Here is a 19,913-nt window from a genome sequence, read left to right as displayed (position 1 = left end):
GCTCCTCGTTGCGCGCGTCGCGGTAGAGCCGGTCGCTCGCTTCGCCATTAGCCCGCCGGTCGGCCAGCGCGCGGACGCATTCGTCGAGGTCGATCTCACCGCCCTCGACTTGCCGCGACAGCATTTTCCGACGCGGACGCAGCGCCTCGAACCTCTTGCGCACCGCCTCAATGCGGCGCCGGGCGGCGGCGTCAAGCTTGAGGCCATCAGGCGATTCCGGGGCCTCGCTCTCCAGCACTCGCGCCTGTTCGGGAACCAGCGTCGCCCGCTTCCAGTCCCATTCCGGATAAACGAACTTGCCGGCGAGTTTCTCGCGGTCGCCGTCCTCCGGCGCGAGGTCGAGGTCGAATTTCAGCCTTGTGCGCGGCTTTTTGTGATGCTGGGCGAGGTCGATCTGATCGGCGTCGGCCGCCGCCTTCCGCGCCGAATCTTCGTCATCGTCGTCGACGTCGCGATTGAGATTGAGAAAATCGCCGAAGGACAGGATCGCCTCGAAGCGATGCAGGATCAGGCTGTCGCGGCGATCGGCCTGATCGCTCTTGCGCCGCTTGGCCTTGAGCGTCTTTTCGGCGCCCTGCTCCGCGCCTGCGCCCGGTTCATGCGGTTCATCGCCGAGGCGCCGCCCGCCGGGGGCGGGAGCGGGTGAAAGTTCGCCCCACAACAAAATCGGACGATAGGTCCGATAGTCGGCGGGCGCGCGCAGGCTGTTCAGGGCCGCGTTGTCGCCGGCCAAAGCCCGTTGCAGCGTCGTGTCGCGGTACGCAGGCGCGCAGCCGAGCCGCGCCCGAATCCAATCCTCGATCTCCGCCTCAAGCGGCGGCCCCTGGCGGGCAGGACGCGCGACGAGCGTCGCGGCATATAGGGCCGCGCGAATGGAGCGCAGGCCGGGATAAAGCTCGACCGCCGCCTCGGCGTCGGCATCCGCGCGCCGCAGACGCAGAATATCGCGCCGCAACGGATCGTCGTCCGCCGGGGCGCCCGGCTTCGCGGCCGCCGCCAGCGCCGCGAGCCAGAGATAGAGCTGGCGATTCAGGGCCGGATCGGCAAATTCATCGATCTGCTCGGGCAAGAACAGCGTCGAGCCGTCGAAACGCGCGCATTTGACCCGTTCGCGGTCGCGCGCCAGCCGACGCCGCCACGAACGCCGATGATGCGACAGATCGTCGGCGCCCGCCTTGATCTCGACGCCGCGCTCGCCGCCCAATCCACGAAACAGGACGCCCAGAGATCCCCTCACCGAAGCCAGCGCCACCGCCGCTTCCGGATAGGACGGCGCGGCGTCGAGCGTGTCGACGAAGCGATTCCAGAGCGAGCCGACAGCCTCTTCCGGCTCCCAGAATTTCGACCCGACGAGGGCGCCCCAAAGCGACATGGTCAGCCCCAATCTTTCCTCAGCCCAATGTGACCTGGACCAGATCCAGCAGCCCCGCCTTCACGTCCGGGTCGTCGGTCAAAGGCTCGATCAGCGCGGCGGCGATGGCTTCGTCGCGCTTCAAGCCGGCGACGAGCAGATTGGCGCAGGCGACCAGCAGACGGGTCGAGGCGCCCTCTTCCAGATCCTGCCCCTTCAATTCGCGCAAACGCCCGGCGAGCCGCACCAAGGTCCGCGCGGTTTCCAGAGCGACGCCGGTTTCGCGCGCGACAATGGCGGCTTCCGCCTCGGGCTCGGGATAATCGAACGACAGAGCGACGAAGCGCTGCCGCGTCGAGGGCTTCAGCGTCTTGAGCACGGACTGGTAGCCCGGATTGTAGGAGATCACCAGCATGAAATCGTCGGGCGCGTGTAGCGTCTCGCCGGTGCGGTCGAGCGGCAGGATGCGGCGGTCGTCGGTGAGCGGATGCAGCACGACGGTGACGTCCTTGCGCGCCTCGACCACTTCGTCGAGATAGCAGAGTCCGCCGCGCCGCACCGCGCGGGTCAGCGGCCCGTCGGTCCAGACGGTTTCATTGTTCTTGATGAGATAGCGGCCAGTGAGATCGGCCGCCGTCAGATCGTCGTGACAGGCGATGGTGTCGAGCGACAGCCCGAGACGCGCCGCCATATGGGCGACGAAACGGGTCTTGCCACAGCCTGTCGGCCCCTTGAGGAGGACCGGGAGGCGGCGCCGGAACGCCGCCTCGAACAATTCGCATTCATTGCCCTGCGGCTGATAGAAGGGAAGATCAGCCTGGCTTTCATTCCGCATGACGACCGCCGCAAGGTTCATCTCAGCCTCCATCATTCAGCCGGCGCAGCCTGGCCGGCGCCATTGCCGCGCGCGACCAGCAGCGAATAGATGAACATCAGCACGCCGACGACCGTCACCGCGCCCGCGCCGAAGCGCATGACATAGAACAGGCCGATCTGATCCTGCGCGTCCATGTAGCTCATGCCCATCACGCGTTCGAGATGCGTCTGCAGGACGCCCGCGAAGGTCAGCGTGACGGTCATGAACACCACGCCCGAGGAAATGACCCAGAAGCTGACCATGTTCAGCACCTGGTTATAAGGCGCGCGGTTGCGCAGCAGCGGGAAGGCGTAGGTCATCATCGCCAGGTTCAGGCAGACATAGGCGCCATAGAAGGCGAGATGGCCGTGCGCCGCCGTGACCTGCGTGCCGTGGGTGTAGAAGTTCACGCCATGCAGGGTGTGCAGGAAGCCCCACACGCCGGCGCCGAAGAAGGCCAGCACCGAACAGCCGAGCGACCAGACCAGCGCCGCCTTGTTGGGATGGTCGCGGCGGCCCTTCCACACCATCATGAAGGTGAAGGTCATCATGCCGAAGAAAGGCACCACTTCGAGCGACGAGAAGATCGAGCCGATCCACTGCCAATAGCCGGGCGCGCCGATCCAGTAATAATGGTGGCCCGTGCCGAGAATGCCGGAGAACAGCGCGGTCGCGACGATGACATAGAGCCATTTCTCGATGACTTCGCGGTCCACGCCGGTCATTTTGAGCATCAGGAAGGCGAGCACCGAGGCCATCACCAGCTCCCACACGCCTTCCACCCAGAGATGGACGACATACCACCAGAACATCTTGTCCTCGGACATGTTGGCGGGATTGTAGAGCGAGAACAGGAAGAAGATCGCAATGCCCCACAGGCCGAGCAGCAGCACGTTGGTGATCGCGGTCTTGCGTCCCTGCAGCACCGTCATCGTGACGTTGAACAGGAAGATCAGCGCGGCGACGATGATGCCGAGCTTCACCCAGAGCGGCTGCTCCAGATAGGAGCGCGCGTCGCCCGCATATTTGTGCAGGAACAGATAACCCGCCACGGCCGAGAGAGCGCCGAGGAAGAAGATCGCGAACTGCACATAGGCGAGCTTGACCGAATAGATCTCCCGTTCGGCCTCCTCCGGGATCAGGTAATAGGCCGAGCCGAAGAAGCCGAGCAGCAGCCAGACCACGAGCGCATTGGTATGGACCATGCGCACGACATTGAACGGCAGCAGATCCACCGGGAACAGGTTGGGCAGCACATAGATGAGGCCGCCGATCAGTCCGAACAGGACCTGGACGGCGAAGATCAGCAGGGCGCCAAGCCAATAGGTCATGGCGATGCTTTGAGATTGGTAGCGCATCAATACCTCCGCAATTTGGGAACGACGTCAATGGCCGTCAGGCGATCGACCCGCGCTGCATGGCGCGGCGGCGGCCGAGGCCGCCGGATGGCGCGGACGCATGTCCGCGCCCCAGAACTCAATTGGCTTTGCGGGGCGGCCAGCCCTGCGTGTTGGTCCGGCTCACCCAGGCCAGGAAATCGGCGAGATCGTCGAGTTCGGCTTCGGTGAGATGGAAATTCGGCATCTGCCGGCGGCCCTCGGCGCCGGAAGGCTGGGACTTCATCCAGTCCTTGATCATCTGATGCGCGCTCGCCGGGTCCTTTTCGCCGCCCCAGCGCTTGAAGACATCGCCAACCTCAGGCGCGAAACGGGCGCCCTCGCCATGGATGGTGTGGCAGTCGAAACAGGCGTTGCGCTCCCAGACCCTTTTGCCGCGCTCGACGGAATCGGTGAGATGCTCCTGGTCGGTGCCCTTGGTGAGGATATAGTGGCGGCTTTGCACCGTCAGCCCAACGAAGATCACGAAGAAGAAGATCGTTCCGCCGTAGAATATGTTTCGAGCCGTTGATTTTGTCAGTACTTCGCTCATTCTGTCGCTCCGCGAAATTGGTCGCTGCACATTAAATCGGCGCCGGGCCGGGCTTCTTGACGAAAGTCAACGCGGCGTCGGGAAGGCGAGAAAGGACGCGGTCACCAGCGCCAGCGTGACGACGACCGCGCTGGTGAAGCCCGCAAGGGCGCCAGGCGCCGCGCCCAGGCCGAGATAGAAGCGCAGAACCAAATGCGCCTTTGTCGCGGCCGCGATGACGACCGCGAGCAACATCGCGGCGCCAAGCCGGGAAGGGCCAAGTCGGGTGGCGTGGCCGACGTCGCCGGCCACGGCGAGGACGAGCGACAGCGCCATCAGCGCGGCCCAGGCAAAGAGAAGCGGTCCAGCCTTGCTCGCCATCGGTCACCTCAACAGGTAGAAGCAGGGGAAAATGACGATCCAGACCAGATCGATCATGTGCCAGAAGGCCGTGCCGGTCTCGATGTTTTCCGGCGTGTCAAATCGCGCCACGAGCGCGAGAATGACGAGGCCGAGCACGACATGCAGCGCGTGAAAGCCCGTCACCAGAAAATAGAGCGTGAAGAAGGGGCTTGAATCGAGATCGTTGCCGGCGGCCAATTCGGCGCTGTATTCAACGCCCTTGACGACGAGGAACAGAACGCCCAAAGCGGCCGCGCAACCGAGGAACAGACGCGCCGTGGCCCGACGCCCGGCTTCACGCGCGAGATTGGCCAGAGCCGCGAACAGGCCGCTGGTGAGCAGCGCCGCGGTATTGATCGTTCCGGCGAGCCGGTCGAGCTGATCCTGCGCTGCCGCGAAACCCACCGGATCGCGGACGCGAACGCCCGCATAGCCGATCAGCGCCGCGCCGAACACCGCGAGTTCGGAAGCGATCAGCACCCACATCAGCGGATTGCCCGGCAGAGCGGACAAAGGCCCCCAGTCGGACTCGGCTCTCGATGGCGATGACAATTCGACCTGAGTCATCAAGTCTTGCTCCTTGCGCCCAGCAAAACGACGAGCCGGAGAAAAACTCTTTGCCCAAGAACAACCACCGGCGCATTTCGAGCGCCGTTTCCGAACTTTCTGAATTGTGGGGGATTCGTGGACCTTGAACCGAGGTGTAGCGCTGTGGTTTGCAAACAGGCGCCGCCTGTTCACCGATGACACGTCCTAATTGCTGACGGCAGAGATTCCCAAAGAGCGTGTAGCAGGAGTTTTCAATGGCGCAGAAACCGAGGTTTTGCTGTTTAATTTGGACGGGATCGAGTTTCTGAGCCAAATCGACGTGACAGACGAATTAGACAGCGAGGAATACAAACAAGAGCAGAAGGCAAAGCAGGAGACGCGCAATAGGCATGTGGCGGCGTGAGCACCAGTACGCCTGATGAGAGAGCTAGGCGATTTTCACGCCCGTATATTCCTCCACCTGCTTCTTGATGAACCCCTTGGCTAGGTCCTTCAAAAGATCAACAGTGAACCCGCCGGCAGCCTCGGCGCCTTTTTTCGTCTTCTCCCAAATCCTCGGATCGCGAACCGAATCGAGAAAATCATGACCTTGCCAGCTAAGCCGGCGGAACGAGATGCCGAACATCGGATGGACATCTAGTTGTTCGATCAGCCCAGCCTCAAGGATCAACGATAGGTGGTATTCTATTTGCTCCACGTCATGACCGGCGACCGCGATTTCTTCGGCGTCGGGGCTAATCGTCACGACGCCACCGGGCCTCATAGGTAGAGCTTCAAGCTTCAAGAGCAGCTCGCGGATAAGGTCCATGTCGCGTTTCATGTTTAGTCCTTTATCCATTTCGCCATCTGAATGGCTGAAAACAGCGAGTCTTTGGAGGTTGAATGGCGATCACCCCGCGATTGCGCTTAGAGAACGACTCACTTCAACGGCGCGCCGCATTTGGGACAGTTCGTCCGGGGTCTTAATCTCCCGTTCGGAAGCACTGCGCTCCCGCAACGGTCGCAAAATTTGGTGGCTTGCACACACGCATAGCCGAAGAGCCCGAACGGGGCCACTATGGTTACAGGCAACTTAGGAAAAATCGATAAGGCGCCCATGGCGGACAATCCGCCGCAAACGATAACAAACGACGGAAAATAAAGCCGCTTGAACGCAGCATTGCCCCCTCTAAAAAACATCGGGTATCCCGCGAGCGCAACGACGACCAGCGCCCGCATGAAATATGAAAATAGCTCCATGGAATCCGTAATTGAATCGGTCATTGAAACACCTTGTCTTCCAATTTGCAGATCAATGTATTTGTTGTCGCAGACGCACCCGACACACGCCCCTTAATACGGCGCGCCTGCCGAGTCTTATCCGGTTTCGCCGCCGCGTTGCCGGCACTCACTCAGGCCGTAGCGAACGTCAAGGGACCGTCCGCCGGGACCGTCGTCATCTTGGTGCGCTCATCCGCGCGTTATCGACGGGCAACGCGGCGCAGGTCAGGCGTCCGCTACCCTGCCCTCATTGCGACCATCGTTCAGCCTGATCAGCATCGCGGCATCGGCCTTCGGCGCAGCTATCGGCTTGCGCCTGATTGCGGGTATGCTCGCAAATCTACCCGCAATTTTGGCGGCTGCAAGCGCGCCTTCGTGGACCCGGAAGGACAGCTCCGGACGGTTTTTTCAGAAAATATCTATATTTTTCAGATGGCTGCAGACCACAGCGGACATGCGCAGATGGGTCAGTGGTGCCCTGGCCGGCATCGAATCATTAGCATAACAATATGATCTATCCCGCATTTTGTTAATTCGATTTTCAGCAAGACCATCAAAAAGACCAACAATTTAATGCGGCTGCCGACTTTCTGAGGCGCAGACGCGGTTCACATCATATCGCCGTATGCAAAACGATTGGAAGCCCCCTTGGGCGAAACGTGTTGTTGGAAAGAAGATGCGCCTACGCTCCAAGCACCGAAAATGGAGCCCGTTCGGCTTGAGGCCGAGACATGGCGGGCGGCGTTCGGGTGAGCCGAATCCCGAACGGATCAAGCCCTCGATTCGTCGATTTAGCGAACAAGCCAGGGTTTCTGCTCGGACTGGCGCTGTCGCATGGCGCATTTCTGCAGGTGGGCTACGGCGATTTCATAGGCCGACGTTGACGGGCGTCAAAAAACGGGCGAGACCATAAACAGGGCCATATGACCCATTCTCTGAATGAGTCTCTGCCCGCGCTTTGACCCAAATTCATTTGTTTCACGATGACTGAAATTTTCTCGTCTCCATCCCAAATCGCCGCCGCCTTCTCTCCAACGATGGTGAAGTATCGATGAGCGCAAACGAATCCGAACTGACAGCCGCTGCGCTCATTGAGCTCGCCGTCGAAGGGTGGCGCTTTCAAAAGCTCTTCGGGCGCGCGCTGTCCAAGCTGGACGCCGGCGAGGCCGCGCGCTTCACCAATCAGCACCGCTTCTTCGTCCGCAAGATCGAGCATTGCCTCGACACGGTGGGGCTGCGGCTCGTGAGCATCGAGGGGCAGGCGTTCGACGCCGGGGCAGCGGCGACCGCGCTCAACCTAGGGGATTTCGGGCCGGACGACCGGGTCGTGGTGGACCAGATGATCGAACCGATCGTCATGAACGAAAACGGACTGCTCCGTGCTGGAACGGTGATGCTCAGGAAGGCTGAACAATGACAACGTACGTGGGCATCGACCTCGGCACGACCAACAGCGCGATCTGCTCGTTCGACGGGGAGGAAATCGCCCTCTACAAGAGCCCTGAGCAGACTGACGTGACCCCCTCGGCGATCTTCGTCGACAAGAGGGGGAACCGCTATGTCGGAATGCGGGCCTACAATTCCGCCGCGCGCGATCCCGGCAATGCTGCCACGTTGTTCAAGCGGCTCATGGGTACGTCGACGCCCATAAATCTTCCGGCCGTCAATTTGACCATGTCCCCCGAACAGTGCTCGGCGGAAATTCTGAAGACCGTCTTCGCCTATCTGCCGGACGCGGTAAGGAACGACCCCAATGTCGGCACCGTCATCACGGTACCGGCCGCTTTCAATCAGATGCAGAAGGACGCGACGATGCAGGCGGCCCTTTCCGCCGGCATTGGCAACGTCGCCCTCATGCAGGAACCCGTCGCCGCCGTCATGAGCGTCATGCGCAAGCGCCGGGGCGACGGCATTTTCCTCGTTTACGACATCGGCGGCGGCACGCTCGACATCGCGATCGCCCAGAGCATTGGCGGCCGGGTGAGCCTGCTCGGCCAGGGCGGCATTCCGATGTGCGGCGGCAGGGACTTCGACCGTATCTTGGTCGACAACATCGTCGTTCCTTGGCTCGCGAAGAAGTTCGATCTGCCCGAGGGGTTCAGCGCCGCCCCCGAGTACCGGCGGCTGCGGCGGATGGCTGAGTTCGCCGCCGAGAAGGCGAAGATCGAACTCTCCGCCCGCGACGAAGCGATCATCTCGGCGTCGGAGACGGAACTCGCGACGAGGGACGGTTCCGGCGAGGAAATCTACATCGACTGCACGGTGACGAGGGCGCAGCTCGACGAACTCATTGCCGACAAGGTCGCCGAGTCCATCGCCGCGGCGCGGGACGCGATCGAGAAGGCCGGACTTTCGCCTCATGACATCGAGCGGATCGTCTTCGTCGGCGGGCCGAGCCAGTACAAGCCGCTGCGCGAGAAGGTCGCCTTCGAACTTGGAATTTCGCCGTCCATGGACGTGAACCCGATGACGGCTGTGGCGGAAGGCGCGGCGGTCTTCGCCGAATCCATCGACTGGAAGTCGCAGAACCGCGCCAGAAAGTCGTCGAAGGGTTCGGTCTCGGCTGGCGGCACGCTGGGGTTGGCGCTCAACTACGTCGCCCGCACCCCTGAAGCCAAGGCGAAGATCGCGCTGAAGGTGGCCGACGGAACCTCGCCAGGGTTCAGCTTTCAGATCGACAGCCTTGAAAGCGGCTGGTCGTCCGGCAAGGTCGACCTCAGCAAGTCCACGATGATCGACGTGCCACTGAGCAAGCTGGGCGACAACGCGTTCAAGCTTTTCGTGTTCGACGTGAAAGGCGGTCCGGTGCGGCTTGAGCAGGATCGGATTGTGATCGCGAGGACAGCCGCGACGGTTGACGCGATCCCGGCGTCGCACTCGATCGCGATCGAAGCCCGCGACAGCGTCGGAAGCGCGACAATCATGGACTACCTTGTCAACGAAGGGGACCAGCTGCCTGCGCGCGGGCAGAAGCGCTACAAGGCCGGCGAGTCCGTGCGCGCGGGTTCGTCTGCCTCCCTCAACTTCAATCTTTACGAGGGCGACATCGAATATCCCGTCTCCGAGAACAGGTTCATCGGCGTGTTCAAGGTCACCGGCAGCGATTTCATCGACGGCGTGATCCCCGCCGGCGCGGACATCGTCTGCGACTTCGAGGTGACCGATTCGGGGAACATCGTCCTCGAAGTGTCGGTCCCGATGATTGGCGCGAACTTCAAGTCCGACCGCAACTTCTATTCGAGGAGGGAAGCGGAGGTCGACTACACCAACGCCGCCTTGCGCGTCCGCGAGGACGCGGGCCGCGTCCAGCAGCAGCTTGCCGACGTGGCCCAAAAGGTCGACGACCCGGCGCTCGCCGAAGTTCGGGCGAAGCTTGATCGCGCGTCGGATCTGGCGGCCAACGAGACCAATCCAGAGACGACCAAACAGGCGATGGACGACGTCCAAAGGGCCAAGGAAATTCTGGCCAAGGCACGGAAGAGCAATTTCCGCGTCATTCGGCGAATGGAGCTCGATCAAGTCGTCGCCCATTTCGAACATTTCAGGAAGGCCGCCAAGCCATCCGAGGAAGCGTCGTTTGAAGCCTTGGTCAAGACTGCGGAGCGCGATATCAGCAACCCGGGGCCGGATTTCGAGACCCACCTGATGCACCTGCGAGGGAAGATCGAGGGAATTCTCTACCGGCAGGACTGGTACATCGTGGACTGCTTCAACTGGTTCGTTGAGCACTCGCACCTGTTCGCCGAACCAGCCCTGCATCGCCATCTCGTCGAGCGCGGTCGCAAGGCCATCGACGAGAACGACATCGACGCGCTCCGCCAAGTTGTCGGGGAGATGCATGCCAACGCCGTTAAGACGCCGGAAGCCGACGACTTCCTGGCGAAATCCAACATTGTCAGGGGTTGAACGCGTGTCCGACGCATGGCTGCCAAGGGGTTATGAACTTTCGCAGGGCGCGCACTTGTCGGCGGTCGCCGCGGAGGGGGACGGCTGGCAGATCTGGGACGTCCGCGAGGGTAGCAAGGTCCTTCTGGCAGAGCCGGCGCTCGCCGCCGACTGGCGGGATCGAAAACTTGTCGCGCCTTCAGATCTCGGCGAAGTCCTTTTTGGCGATCGTCAGTTGGTCGTCATCGAGGGAGGAGCAAACCACCGCCTCGAAAGAATCGGCGCCTGCGCGTCGCCGCAGAACAAGCTGGAGGCGATCGCCTTTGCCCACTCGTTAAGCGCGAGCCGCGCGCTCGACCGAGACGCTTCCTTTGCCGGCGCCATTTATGTCGAGCGAATTTCGAGACTACTTCCAACCGGGAGTTCCCTGGAGACCGGAGACGATTCCCTAGTCCTCGGCGGCTGGCTTTCGGGTGGTCCGCAGGTAGATGCGGCGAAAATCGAGATCCTGCCCAACGTCCTTTCCTGGCTGTCACCCTTCGAGTTTAACGAGATATTGGCCGCCGCAGGCATGGGAAGCTCCCTCCGCATGCCCGAGTTCTTGGGGCCACAAGACGGATTGACCCAGTCCGTTCCTGGTTCGTCGGCGCGAACAGAGCCGAGGGGTCGCTTCTCCTTGCCCGGGCGACCGTCGCTAGAAACGTTCTTCAATGACCACGTCGTGGACATCGTGGAGAACCCCCAGCAGTACGCGGCGCTGGGAATTTCCTTCCCCGGCGCCATGATCCTCGAAGGGCCGCCCGGGACCGGAAAGACGTTCGCGATCGAGAAACTGGTGGCGTTCCTCGGCTGGCCGAGTTTTTCGATCGAGGCCAGCAGCGTCGCCAGCCCCTACATTCACGAGACCAGCCGTAAGGTCGCGGATGTGTTCCGCCAGGCCAAGGAATCGGCCCCCTCGGTCATCGTCATCGACGAGATGGAAGCGTTCCTGTCCGAGCGCGACGGCGTCGGCGGTCCACACCGCGTCGAGGAAGTCGCGGAGTTCTTGAGGCGAATTCCGGAGGCGGTCGCCGCCAGAGTCCTTGTGATCGGCATGACGAACAAGATCGAGATGATCGATTCGGCGATCAGAAGACGGGGGCGCTTCGACCACATCGTGCACGTCGGTCCCGCCAGCGAGCAGGAAGTCCGTGCGCTCCTCGTCGCGTTGCTGGAGCCAGTTCCGACGGCGGACGATGTCGACGTTGACTCGCTGGCGGCGGAACTGGCCGGACGGCCGCTATCTGACGTTGCCTACGTCGTTAGGGAAGGGTGCCGGATCGCGGCAAAGGCGAGGCAGCCGAAGGTCGCGCAGGACAGCCTGCTGGCGGCGCTCTCGGCAGCCAAGAGTCGCCCCGGTGATTCGGACAGCAGGCGCATAGGTTTCATCTGAGGATCCCATGACAGCATCATCCCAACCAATGGGTTTCGCCGGCCTGGCCTCTCTTGCCACGGAATTGCCGGCGGCCAAGCCGGCCGTAGCGCCGAGGGCCGAGAAGGTCGCAGAACCTCCGCCGGCGGCGAGCCCCGAGGTCGTAGTGCGCGCCGACAAGGCGTCTTTTTGGAACTTCAGGACCATCTTCTTCACTGGGCTGATCGGGTTCTTCATTCTCACCGCCATATTCGGCGACAACAAGGGTTCGGGCAGCAGGAGCACGTCCAGCTACCAACCTGCAACGAACTATCAAGCAGCCCCCAGCTATCAGCCGCAGCAGTCTTATTCCTACCAGAACAGCGCCCCCTCGACGGACACAATGAAGGAGGAAATGCCGGCGCAGGGCTCGAATTTGACCCTGAACAAGTACCAAATCAGCTATTGCCTGTCCGAGAAGATCCGGCTTGAGACCATGCAGCCCCTTGCGGACAACAACAGCCATTCGATCGTCACGAGGTTCAACTCCTACGTCGACGACTTCAACTCTCGCTGTGCGAGTTACAGGTACCGCACGTCTGAAATGCAGGCGGCTCGCACATGGGTCGACTCTCGCAGGTACCAAATCCAGAGCGACGCCAGAGCGACCCTTGCTTCGTGGCGCTGAGGCTTTTTCAGTCGAGCAGGCTCCCCATGGTGGCCTTGCCGGTGTTGAAAAGCGCCCTGATCATGTTTTCCAATATCGGAACGTTGTCGACTTCGAGGTAGGAGAGGCTGACGCGCGCCTTCTGGCCGTTTCTGGCGCTGATCACAAAGCATCCGGCTTCATTTGAAATGTTGATCTCGCTCCAGTCGAGCATTACATCCTCAGAAGCCTTGAAAAAGTGGTGACGCTTGATCGCAACCATGCGGTCATAAACTGTCAGATTCGGGAAATAGATCGCGCTGCCGCTCTTCAGCTTTTGCGCCCATTCCGTGGACATGCGCACCCCGGCGCCGCGCCAAAGGCGGTCCACGACGTCTGAGAAGATCTGGTTGTCCTTCACGTCAAGGATCACGTTGTCGTTCGGCGTGCCCATATGCACGTGGTAGGTGGTGCCGGTGTGGATTCCGTTGACTGATTTGCGGACTCCGCCCCAACGCAAGCGGTTTATCCGGTTCATCTCGAAGTCGCGCCCCTTCCAAGTCACTTTCGAGATGGTGATGTTGAGCCGTTCCTTCCTCAGGACGCCGAAATCAACGGCAAGAGCGAACGAGTTCTCGTAATCGCGCCTTTCGGTTTCCGCCTTCGCGCGCTCGGCGTTGATGCCTTCGAGCGCCTTCGCGTCCTCGTCCAGCTTTTCCGATATCTCCGCCAGAAGGCCGAATTCCTTGCGAAGGCAACGGAGTAGCATGCCGCTTTCGTAGGCGAGGGTGTGCTCGTTCCAAAGGTCGATGGCGAGGCTTCTGGCGTCGCGGGCGACATTGCGGCTCGGCGTGTGGTCGATTCCCTTGGCTCGACAGATCAACTGCAAAGGTCCTGTGACCTTGCTCCAGCTCGCCAGGGCCGCGCAGAGATTCTGCACGGACCCCGCCACGTTGGCCTTCGCCGTGTCGGCTTCCGATCTGATCCTAGCGATCAAAGCGTCAATGTTGTCCCGCTCCTTGGTCATGAAGCCCTGCGCGCCGGCCTCGAACGCGTCGGCTATGTCCTGCGCCAGCGCGGAGGCGGAACGGGCGCCGTTCCCGGTGTCGTTCGCGGCCAGTTCGACGACGATCTGAAGGAGATCCGAGCTCGGGAGGCGGTCGAGATAGTCCCGCGACGCGTCGCGAAAATGGCGACGGCGAGCGGCCAGTTCCGCTTCGAGCTGCGCCGTGTCTTTCAGAGGGGGGACTCCGGCAACCGAGCGGTCTTCGTTCACGTCGCGCATGACCTCGTCGACGTCGACATCGCCGGCGGCGCTCAGGAGCATCTCCAACACTCCAAGCGCATCCTTCGCGCTCGGCTGCGAAACTTGCATCTGAGCGGCGACGACGTTCGCTCGGGCAAGCGCAGGAAGTTCGCGAAGTTCGGCGCGCCCGACCTTGCCGATCTTCTCGACGGTTTCCCCGGCCCGCCTGGGCGAGACGCCGGGGAGCCAAGCCAGTTCCGCCGGCAACCTTGATCTTGGGCTTACCAGGTCGGCGCGAGCCTTCTGGCAGGCGTCGGGGTCGAGCAGTAGCGCGCGTTCTTCCGCCAACTCGACAAGCCGGCTTTGGCTGTCCCTCGTGGTTGCGCCGAGTACGAAAAAGGGATTGCTGTGAAACGAATTCGCACGGCCTTCGCTCATCGGTCTTTCCATCAGGCCCATCGGCTCAGTCCAATCAATTATGTCGTGTAATCGAGCGTCGCAGATTGAGCGTTGCCGTCAAGCATGCCTTATCTTTACGACTCAAGTATTTTTTTAAGAGCCGTGAGCGGCCGCCTCGGGCAAGATCGCCGGAATAATGGTAACCACGACACCCTTCAAAGGGAGCGCGTGATTCGACCGCCGCTTCAGTCATCCCCGAACGCCTGCTTCCCCTTTGCGGCCCACAGGCTTCGCGCGTGCTCGCCCTGATCGCTTTGGAGCTTGTCGGCCATCCAGAGCAACGCGCCGAAGATCATGGCGCGGTCGTCGCCGGTCAGCTCGACGATACCCGCCTGGACGACGAGGCCGCCGAGTTCGATCAGGCGCCGCGTGCGCTTGCGGCGCTCGACTTGCCATGTTCGCATGTCATCCCGCGCCCAGGCCGCCTGATGCAGGTTGTGCGCCGCCAGGTTGCGTTTGAGCGCCGCCGTTGTCGCGGTTAGTAGCCGGTGCAGATCGCCGCGCCCGGCTTTGAAAGAACGCGGCTCCGCGCTTCGCCCATGCCTCCCTCTTTCCGGCATCCTTGGTTTCGGCCAGCACGACCAGCGCGCCCGCCAGTTCGTCGGCGCTGAGCGCGTCGGCTCCGGTGGCGATCACCAGTTCGCCAAGCTGCTGCACCTTGCGGCTCTTGATGTCTTTGGCCTTGTCTTCGAGCGCCTTCAGTTCGGCGTCATAGTCCCGTGGTTTGCGCAACGTCGTCTCCAATTGTCTTCGCAAGTTGTCGATGGAGCGATGATAGTTGAGCGTGTCGCCGAATGCTGTAGTGTCGCCGAGACGGGCTGGCACGGCGCGGGCAGTCCCGAGAAATTCATTTCGAGGGCGCGCTTATACGTCGTTCCGACGTGCGCTTCGCCGTGCAAATGATCCGATCGCGATGGCGATCTATCATCTTCACGTCAAGGTCATTGGCCGCAAGGCTGGCTCCAGCGCGGTGGCGTCCGCCGCTTACCGCTCGGCCTCGCGGCTGCGCGACGACCGTCTTGAGCGCAGCCACGATTTTTCGGCCAAGCGCGGCGTCGTCCATTCCGAGGTCATGCTGCCGGAGAACGCGCCCGAAGCGTGGAGCGACCGCGAACGGCTGTGGAACGATGTCGAAGCCTTCGAGGTCAGGCGCGACGCGCAGCTTGCGCGCGAGGTCGAGTTCGCCCTTCCGCGCGAGATGACGCAGGCCCAAGGCATCGAACTCGCCCGCGACTTCGTGGCTAGCGAATTCGTCGACCGGGGCATGATCGCCGATCTCAACGTGCATTGGGATATGGCCGAGAACGGGACGCCCAAGCCGCACGCGCATGTCATGCTGACGATGCGCCAAGTGAACGCAAACGGGGACGAACACGGCTTCGGCCAAAAGGTGCGGGAGTGGAACCGCACCGAGATGGTTGAGCGTTGGCGCGAACGCTGGGCGGAGTTGGCCAACGAGCGGCTGGCCGAACTCGACATCGACGCCCGAATCGACCATCGCTGCCTGGAAGCGCAGGGCGTTGCGCTGGAGCCGCAAAGCCAGATCGGCGCGCCCGCCAAAGGTATTGAAAATCGGGGCATCGAAGGCGAAGGGATTGAAGCCGACCGCGCGGAAATGCACCGCGAGATCGCGCGCGGCAATGGCGAGCGCATCGCCGCCGATCCTTCCATCGCGCTGGATGCGATCACACACCAGCAGTCGACCTTCACGCGGCGCGACATGGCGAAGTTCGCGCACCGCCACAGCGATGGCGTGGACCAGTTCAACGTGGTGATGAGCGCGATCCGCAATTCGCCCGATCTGGTCGAATTGGGCAAGGACGGACGGGACGAGGACCGCTTCACCACAAGCGAGATGATCGAGGCCGAACAGCGCCTGCGCCGCGCCGCCGAACTTATGGCGGAACGGGAACGCCATGACGTACATGACGCCGACAGGCAGGCGGCGCTGGCGCGCGCGGAAGCGCGCGGTCTTGTCCTTTCGGGAGAGCAGGCCGAGGCGCTGGCGCATGTCACGGACGGGCGCGATCTCGGCGTCGTGGTCGGTTATGCCGGAACGGGGAAGAGCGCGATGCTGGGCGTGGCGCGGGAAGCCTGGGAAGCGGCGGGCTACGAGGTCCGGGGCGTGGCGCTGTCCGGCATCGCCGCCGAAAATCTCGAAAGCGGATCGGGCATATCATCGCGCACCATCGCCAGCCTGGAGCACGGTTGGGGACAGGGCCGCGACGCGCTTAACCAGCGCGATGTTCTGGTGATCGACGAGGCGGGCTTGGTCGGCACGCGCCAGCTGGAGCGCGTGCTGTCCCATGCGGCGCAAGCCGGCGCCAAGGTGGTGCTGGTCGGCGATCCGCAACAGTTGCAATCGATCGAAGCGGGTGCCGCGTTCCGCTCGATCTTTGAGCGCCACGGCGGCGCGGAAATCGGCGAGGTGCGCCGCCAGCAGGAGGACTGGCAGCGTGACGCCACGCGCGATCTGGCGGCCGGCCGGACCGGCGAGGCGATCCATGCCTATGACCGCCACGGCATGGTGCACGAGGCCGCGTCGCGCGGAGAGGCACGAAAGAATCTCATCGACCGCTGGGACCGCGACCGGCAGGATTTTCCCGACCGCAGCCGCATCATCCTCACCCACACCAATGCTGAGGTGCGCGCCTTGAACAACGCCGCGCGCGAAAAAATGCGGGCCGCCGGCGAACTGGGCGATGACGTGCGCCTGGCGGTCGAACGCGGCGAACGCAGCTTCGCCAGCGGCGATCGCGTCATGTTCCTGCAAAACGAGCGCGGGCTTGGCGTGAAAAACGGCACGCTCGGGACCGTCGTTGAGGTCAGCGCAAGAAACATGTCCGTGCGCGTCGACGACGGGCGCAGCGTCTCGTTCGACCTCAAGGATTACGATCGCATCGACCACGGCTATGCCGCGACCATCCACAAGGCTCAAGGGTTGACCGTGGGCCGCGCCCATGTTCTGGCGACGCCGGGCATGGACGCCCATGCGAGCTATGTCGCCCTGTCGCGCCACCGCGACGGCGTGGACCTGCATTATGGCCATGACGACTTCGCCAGCCAGGATCGGCTTGCCGGCGCCCTGTCGCGCGACCGGGCCAAGGATATGGCGTCGGATTACGAACAGATCGACCCCGCGCAGGCCTATGCCGAACAGCGCGGGATCACCTTCCGCCAGCGCCTTGCCGAGATCGTGCACAAGATCGTGCCGGAAAAAGTACGCGACATGTTCGACGGGCTGCGCCTGCCCGCCGATGGCGGGCAGAGGCCGGAACGAGCGACGCCGGAAAGGAAGGCGGCGGAAGACCCGGAAACGGCGCTGCGCCGCGCCCGCACCAAGGCGCTCGTTCGCCACGCCCGCGCCGTGGATGCGATCTTCGAGACGCAGGAGCGGGGCGGCAAGGCCAGACCGGAGCAGGTGAAGGAATTGCAGGAGGCCCGCAATGCCTTCGAGGAGGTGCGGCCCTATGGCTCGCACGACGCCGAAGCCGCCTACAAGAAGAACCCGGAACTCGCCCTGGAGGCCGCTTCGGGCAATCCCGCCCGCGCCGTCCGCGCGCTCCAGCTTGAAACCGAAATCCGCAGCGCTCGGGAACTCAATGCCGATCCGCAGCGGCGCGCCGACCGCTTCGTGGAACGCTGGCGGGAGCTCGGCCAGACCAGCCAGCGCCAGTACAGGGAAGGCGATATGTCCGGCTACAAGGCTTCGCGGGCAGTCATGGGCGATATGGCGAAGGGCCTCGAACGCGATCCGCAGCTTGAATCGATCCTCGCCAACCGCAAGCGAGACCTCGGCATCGGGATCGAATCGGGCCGCCGCCTCGGGCTGGAGCTCGCCTTCAGCCACGGCCTCGACCTCGGCAGAGGCCGGGGCATCGGACTTTGACCCCGCCTATTTTCCGCCGCCCGCGCGCCACGCCACTACGACGCCTAAATAACCCTTGCGCAGCAATAAATCCTTGCTCTGTCTGGTCCCGGAAGCCGTCAGAAACAACCGGCAGGAGGCAGCGCAGCCATGCAGGCGCCAGACCGTATCGTCCGCCTGAAAACCGTTCTCGCCCGGACCGGCCTGTCCCGGTCCACCATCTACCGCAAGATCGCCGAGGGCACGTTCCCGTCCCAGATCAGGATCAGCGTCAACGGCGCCGGCTGGAGGGAATCCGACCTTGATCGATGGATCGCCGACCCCGTGGCGTGGCGGCCGAGAGGCGGCTTCGGCCTCGATGACCCAGGGCGGCTAGGCGGATAGGCGCGGGGTCGGCATCGTGTCCCGTCCACGGCGTGTGCGCGGAAACTACCCATTGGACGTCAATCGCGTTCGCATCGATCACGCCCGCCGCAGCGGCACAACCTCAGCGCCCTGCCGGAGCCCGTCGACGTGATCGGCCCACCACGTCATCATCTCGATACGCTCGGGCCAGAAATCGGCGCGCGCATAAGCCCGGCGCACTTCGTCAGGGTCGGCGTGGGCGAGCTGTCGCTCGATGGCGTCGCCGCTCCATTTGCGGCTTTCATTCAACATAGACGATGCAGCAGCTCGGAAGCCGTGCGCAGTCATCTGGTCTTGGGAATATCCGAGCCGGCGCAGCGCGCCGTTCAGCGTGTTTTCCGAAATCGGACGCTCGACCGAGCGCAGTCCGGGAAACAGAAGGCGGCGGTGGCCGGAAATGGCGTGCAATTCCCGCAACAGACTGACCGCTTGCGGGGCGAGGGGTACGCGATGTGGACGCCGCATTTTCATCCGGCCAGGCGGGATCGACCAAACTGCGGCGTTTAGATCGAACTCGGACCATTCAGCGTTCCGCAGTTCCCCCGGCCTGACGAACGTGAGCGTGAGCAATTGCAGGGCAACGCGCGTCGTCGGATCGCCTGCGTACCCGTCGATGGACCGCAGCAAGCCGCCAAACGCAACAGGCTCGATGATTGCCGGCCGGTGTTTCGTGACCGGCGCGGTCAACGCTCCGCGTAGCGCAAATGTTGGATCGTTTTCACAACGGCCGGTCGCTATGCCGTATCTGAAAACCTGTCCGATAAGAGCGCGCAGTCGAACCGCAGTCTCGTGGTGCCCCCTTGCTTCTACCGTTCGAAGCGCCGCCAACACCTCGGGGGCGGTTATCGACGCGATTGGCTTCGACCCAATCGACTGGCTGGCGAAGCCAAGCGCCCATTTATTTTTGTAAAGCGTCTTTTCGGTTTTGCCTTCGCGGCGCTTCTTTTCCATTAGCTCGTCCGCGATAGCGTCAAAGGTGTTATTCCGTTCGACAGCCTCGCGGACCTTGTCTTGCTTCCGCTGCTCGCCCGGATCAATGCCTTTTGCTAAAAGCGTTTTGGCCTCCTCACGTAGCTGACGGGCTTCTTTCAGGCTAACAGCCGGCCAAGCTCCCAAGGCCGCGCGCGTTTGTTTCCCGCCGAAGCGGTAGGCGAGGTTCCAGAGTTTTGAGCCGGTCGCGGTGACCCATAATTGCAAGCCGCCGCCATCTGAAAGAGTCAGCCTCCCACTCTGCTTCGGCTTTGCGGCGCGGATCGCGGCGTCAGAGAGCGGCATGCTGGCCTCGCGGGAAATTGTTGGTCTTTGTTGGTTTCAGTCGCGAACAAAAATGCCACGAACCAACATAAAGACCAACAATTTTGTTGGCTGCCGGGAGACGGAGAGAGATGTGTAGAGACGCAAAACAGCTTGAAATGCGTTATATTTCAAGCTGTTTGAGACGGTATGAAATTTTCTGAAACGTATGGATGGTGCCCCTGGCCGGGATCGAACCAGCACTCCTTGCGGAACTCGATTTTGAGTCGAGCGCGTCTACCAATTCCGCCACAGGGGCCACGGGCGTGGGGCCCGAAGCGGCGCGGATCATAGCGTGCAACTTGGCCTCGTCAATCGCTGTGAGGCGCGCGTCGTCACTTTTAAACAGATCGAGCCTATCGAAGATTTGGCCCGCGCCGCGCGAAGGTGCTAAA

18 protein-coding genes and 1 tRNA gene are annotated in these 19,913 nt (G+C 62.5%); 7 read left to right on the top strand and 12 right to left on the bottom strand.

Annotated features, from left to right (window positions below):
• The 6 genes from ACE3S9_RS03610 to ACE3S9_RS03585 form a co-directional block, all read right to left on the bottom strand.
• Nucleotides 1–1,372, bottom strand: a 1,372-nt coding sequence (locus ACE3S9_RS03610) for a nitric oxide reductase D protein (protein ID WP_374545061.1), incomplete at its 3' end; no start/stop codon positions are given.
• A gap of 19 nt (nucleotides 1,373–1,391) precedes the next feature.
• Complete coding sequence (locus tag ACE3S9_RS03605; RefSeq protein WP_374545060.1) at nucleotides 1,392–2,207, bottom strand: CbbQ/NirQ/NorQ/GpvN family protein; 816 nt, start codon at nucleotides 2,205–2,207, stop codon at nucleotides 1,392–1,394.
• Between the two features lie 11 nt (nucleotides 2,208–2,218).
• The gene (locus tag ACE3S9_RS03600; protein WP_374545059.1) at nucleotides 2,219–3,565 is read right to left on the bottom strand and encodes a cbb3-type cytochrome c oxidase subunit I; all 1,347 of its coding nucleotides are present in this window, start codon (nucleotides 3,563–3,565) and stop codon (nucleotides 2,219–2,221) included.
• A gap of 118 nt (nucleotides 3,566–3,683) precedes the next feature.
• The gene (locus tag ACE3S9_RS03595; protein ID WP_374545058.1) at nucleotides 3,684–4,136 is read right to left on the bottom strand and encodes a c-type cytochrome; all 453 of its coding nucleotides are present in this window, start codon (nucleotides 4,134–4,136) and stop codon (nucleotides 3,684–3,686) included.
• Between the two features lie 66 nt (nucleotides 4,137–4,202).
• Nucleotides 4,203–4,496, bottom strand: a complete 294-nt coding sequence (locus ACE3S9_RS03590; RefSeq protein WP_374545057.1) for a hypothetical protein — start codon at nucleotides 4,494–4,496, stop codon at nucleotides 4,203–4,205.
• Between the two features lie 3 nt (nucleotides 4,497–4,499).
• Nucleotides 4,500–5,084 carry a cytochrome c oxidase subunit 3 family protein gene (locus ACE3S9_RS03585; protein ID WP_374545063.1) on the bottom strand — a complete coding sequence of 195 codons (585 nt, stop codon included), beginning with the start codon at nucleotides 5,082–5,084 and terminating at the stop codon, nucleotides 4,500–4,502.
• Between the two features lie 190 nt (nucleotides 5,085–5,274).
• Between ACE3S9_RS03585 and ACE3S9_RS03580 the strand changes: the two genes are divergently transcribed.
• Entirely contained in the window at nucleotides 5,275–5,469 is a 195-nt protein-coding gene (locus ACE3S9_RS03580) for a hypothetical protein (RefSeq protein WP_374545056.1), read from the top strand.
• Between the two features lie 24 nt (nucleotides 5,470–5,493).
• Here the strand turns inward: ACE3S9_RS03580 and ACE3S9_RS03575 are convergent, their stop codons facing one another.
• Nucleotides 5,494–5,886 (bottom strand): DUF2513 domain-containing protein, encoded by a 393-nt coding sequence (locus ACE3S9_RS03575; RefSeq protein ID WP_374545055.1) that lies wholly within the window; start codon nucleotides 5,884–5,886, stop codon nucleotides 5,494–5,496.
• A gap of 1,491 nt (nucleotides 5,887–7,377) precedes the next feature.
• Between ACE3S9_RS03575 and ACE3S9_RS03570 the strand changes: the two genes are divergently transcribed.
• From ACE3S9_RS03570 to ACE3S9_RS03555, 4 genes are read left to right on the top strand one after another with little or no spacing between them, the layout of a single operon-like run.
• Nucleotides 7,378–7,743 carry a hypothetical protein gene (locus ACE3S9_RS03570; protein ID WP_374545054.1) on the top strand — a complete coding sequence of 122 codons (366 nt, stop codon included), beginning with the start codon at nucleotides 7,378–7,380 and terminating at the stop codon, nucleotides 7,741–7,743.
• Nucleotides 7,740–10,232, top strand: a complete 2,493-nt coding sequence (locus tag ACE3S9_RS03565; protein ID WP_374545053.1) for an Hsp70 family protein — start codon at nucleotides 7,740–7,742, stop codon at nucleotides 10,230–10,232. Before ACE3S9_RS03570 ends, ACE3S9_RS03565 begins: the two co-directional genes overlap by 4 nt.
• 4 nt (nucleotides 10,233–10,236) lie before the next feature.
• A complete protein-coding gene (locus tag ACE3S9_RS03560) occupies nucleotides 10,237–11,643 on the top strand; it encodes an ATP-binding protein (protein WP_374545052.1) in 1,407 nt (468 codons plus the stop codon).
• A gap of 7 nt (nucleotides 11,644–11,650) precedes the next feature.
• Nucleotides 11,651–12,289 carry a hypothetical protein gene (locus tag ACE3S9_RS03555; RefSeq protein ID WP_374545051.1) on the top strand — a complete coding sequence of 213 codons (639 nt, stop codon included), beginning with the start codon at nucleotides 11,651–11,653 and terminating at the stop codon, nucleotides 12,287–12,289.
• Between the two features lie 7 nt (nucleotides 12,290–12,296).
• Here the strand turns inward: ACE3S9_RS03555 and ACE3S9_RS03550 are convergent, their stop codons facing one another.
• The 3 genes from ACE3S9_RS03550 to ACE3S9_RS03540 all read right to left on the bottom strand — a co-directional run bounded on the left by ACE3S9_RS03550 (nucleotide 12,297) and on the right by ACE3S9_RS03540 (nucleotide 14,684).
• Nucleotides 12,297–13,952, bottom strand: coding sequence for a hypothetical protein (locus tag ACE3S9_RS03550; RefSeq protein ID WP_374545050.1), 1,656 nt, complete (start codon nucleotides 13,950–13,952; stop codon nucleotides 12,297–12,299).
• A 185-nt stretch (nucleotides 13,953–14,137) separates the two neighbouring features.
• Nucleotides 14,138–14,356, bottom strand: coding sequence for a conjugal transfer protein TraD (locus tag ACE3S9_RS03545; RefSeq protein ID WP_374545049.1), 219 nt, complete (start codon nucleotides 14,354–14,356; stop codon nucleotides 14,138–14,140).
• 1 nt (nucleotide 14,357) lies between these two features.
• Nucleotides 14,358–14,684: a conjugal transfer protein TraD gene (locus tag ACE3S9_RS03540; protein WP_374545062.1), complete on the bottom strand. Its 327-nt coding sequence runs from the start codon at nucleotides 14,682–14,684 to the stop codon at nucleotides 14,358–14,360.
• Nucleotides 14,685–14,865: 181 nt separating this feature from the next.
• Between ACE3S9_RS03540 and traA the strand changes: the two genes are divergently transcribed.
• Together traA and ACE3S9_RS03530 are read left to right on the top strand one after the other, a co-directional pair.
• Entirely contained in the window at nucleotides 14,866–17,841 is a 2,976-nt protein-coding gene (gene traA, locus ACE3S9_RS03535; protein ID WP_374545047.1) for a Ti-type conjugative transfer relaxase TraA, read from the top strand.
• A gap of 129 nt (nucleotides 17,842–17,970) precedes the next feature.
• On the top strand, nucleotides 17,971–18,204 hold the full coding sequence (locus ACE3S9_RS03530) for a helix-turn-helix transcriptional regulator (RefSeq protein ID WP_374545046.1): 234 nt from the start codon (nucleotides 17,971–17,973) through the stop codon (nucleotides 18,202–18,204).
• Between the two features lie 78 nt (nucleotides 18,205–18,282).
• Here the strand turns inward: ACE3S9_RS03530 and ACE3S9_RS03525 are convergent, their stop codons facing one another.
• Entirely contained in the window at nucleotides 18,283–19,500 is a 1,218-nt protein-coding gene (locus tag ACE3S9_RS03525; protein ID WP_374545045.1) for a tyrosine-type recombinase/integrase, read from the bottom strand.
• 192 nt (nucleotides 19,501–19,692) lie between these two features.
• Nucleotides 19,693–19,777, bottom strand: a tRNA-Leu gene (locus ACE3S9_RS03520).
• Between the last annotated feature and the right edge of the window lie 136 nt (nucleotides 19,778–19,913).

The organism is Rhodoblastus sp., assembly GCF_041915505.1.
Lineage (GTDB): Bacteria > Pseudomonadota > Alphaproteobacteria > Rhizobiales > Beijerinckiaceae > Rhodoblastus.
Note: the sequence above shows the minus strand (reverse complement) of the source record. Positions and strands in the feature narration are given on the sequence as shown.

Excerpts from the sequence above, each read along its gene's own strand:
- ACE3S9_RS03585 (WP_374545063.1), bottom strand. The coding sequence starts at position 5,084 with ATGACTCAGGTCGAATTGTCATCGCCATCGAGAGCCGAGTCCGACTGG.
- ACE3S9_RS03565 (WP_374545053.1), top strand. The coding sequence starts at position 7,740 with ATGACAACGTACGTGGGCATCGACCTCGGCACGACCAACAGCGCGATC.
- ACE3S9_RS03530 (WP_374545046.1), top strand. The coding sequence starts at position 17,971 with ATGCAGGCGCCAGACCGTATCGTCCGCCTGAAAACCGTTCTCGCCCGG.
- ACE3S9_RS03575 (WP_374545055.1), bottom strand. The coding sequence starts at position 5,886 with ATGAAACGCGACATGGACCTTATCCGCGAGCTGCTCTTGAAGCTTGAA.
- ACE3S9_RS03605 (WP_374545060.1), bottom strand. The coding sequence starts at position 2,207 with ATGAACCTTGCGGCGGTCGTCATGCGGAATGAAAGCCAGGCTGATCTT.
- ACE3S9_RS03550 (WP_374545050.1), bottom strand. The coding sequence starts at position 13,952 with ATGGGCCTGATGGAAAGACCGATGAGCGAAGGCCGTGCGAATTCGTTT.
- ACE3S9_RS03595 (WP_374545058.1), bottom strand. The coding sequence starts at position 4,136 with ATGAGCGAAGTACTGACAAAATCAACGGCTCGAAACATATTCTACGGC.
- ACE3S9_RS03600 (WP_374545059.1), bottom strand. The coding sequence starts at position 3,565 with ATGCGCTACCAATCTCAAAGCATCGCCATGACCTATTGGCTTGGCGCC.
- traA (WP_374545047.1), top strand. The coding sequence starts at position 14,866 with ATGGCGATCTATCATCTTCACGTCAAGGTCATTGGCCGCAAGGCTGGC.
- ACE3S9_RS03590 (WP_374545057.1), bottom strand. The coding sequence starts at position 4,496 with ATGGCGAGCAAGGCTGGACCGCTTCTCTTTGCCTGGGCCGCGCTGATG.
- ACE3S9_RS03570 (WP_374545054.1), top strand. The coding sequence starts at position 7,378 with ATGAGCGCAAACGAATCCGAACTGACAGCCGCTGCGCTCATTGAGCTC.
- ACE3S9_RS03545 (WP_374545049.1), bottom strand. The coding sequence starts at position 14,356 with ATGCGAACATGGCAAGTCGAGCGCCGCAAGCGCACGCGGCGCCTGATC.
- ACE3S9_RS03525 (WP_374545045.1), bottom strand. The coding sequence starts at position 19,500 with ATGCCGCTCTCTGACGCCGCGATCCGCGCCGCAAAGCCGAAGCAGAGT.
- ACE3S9_RS03555 (WP_374545051.1), top strand. The coding sequence starts at position 11,651 with ATGACAGCATCATCCCAACCAATGGGTTTCGCCGGCCTGGCCTCTCTT.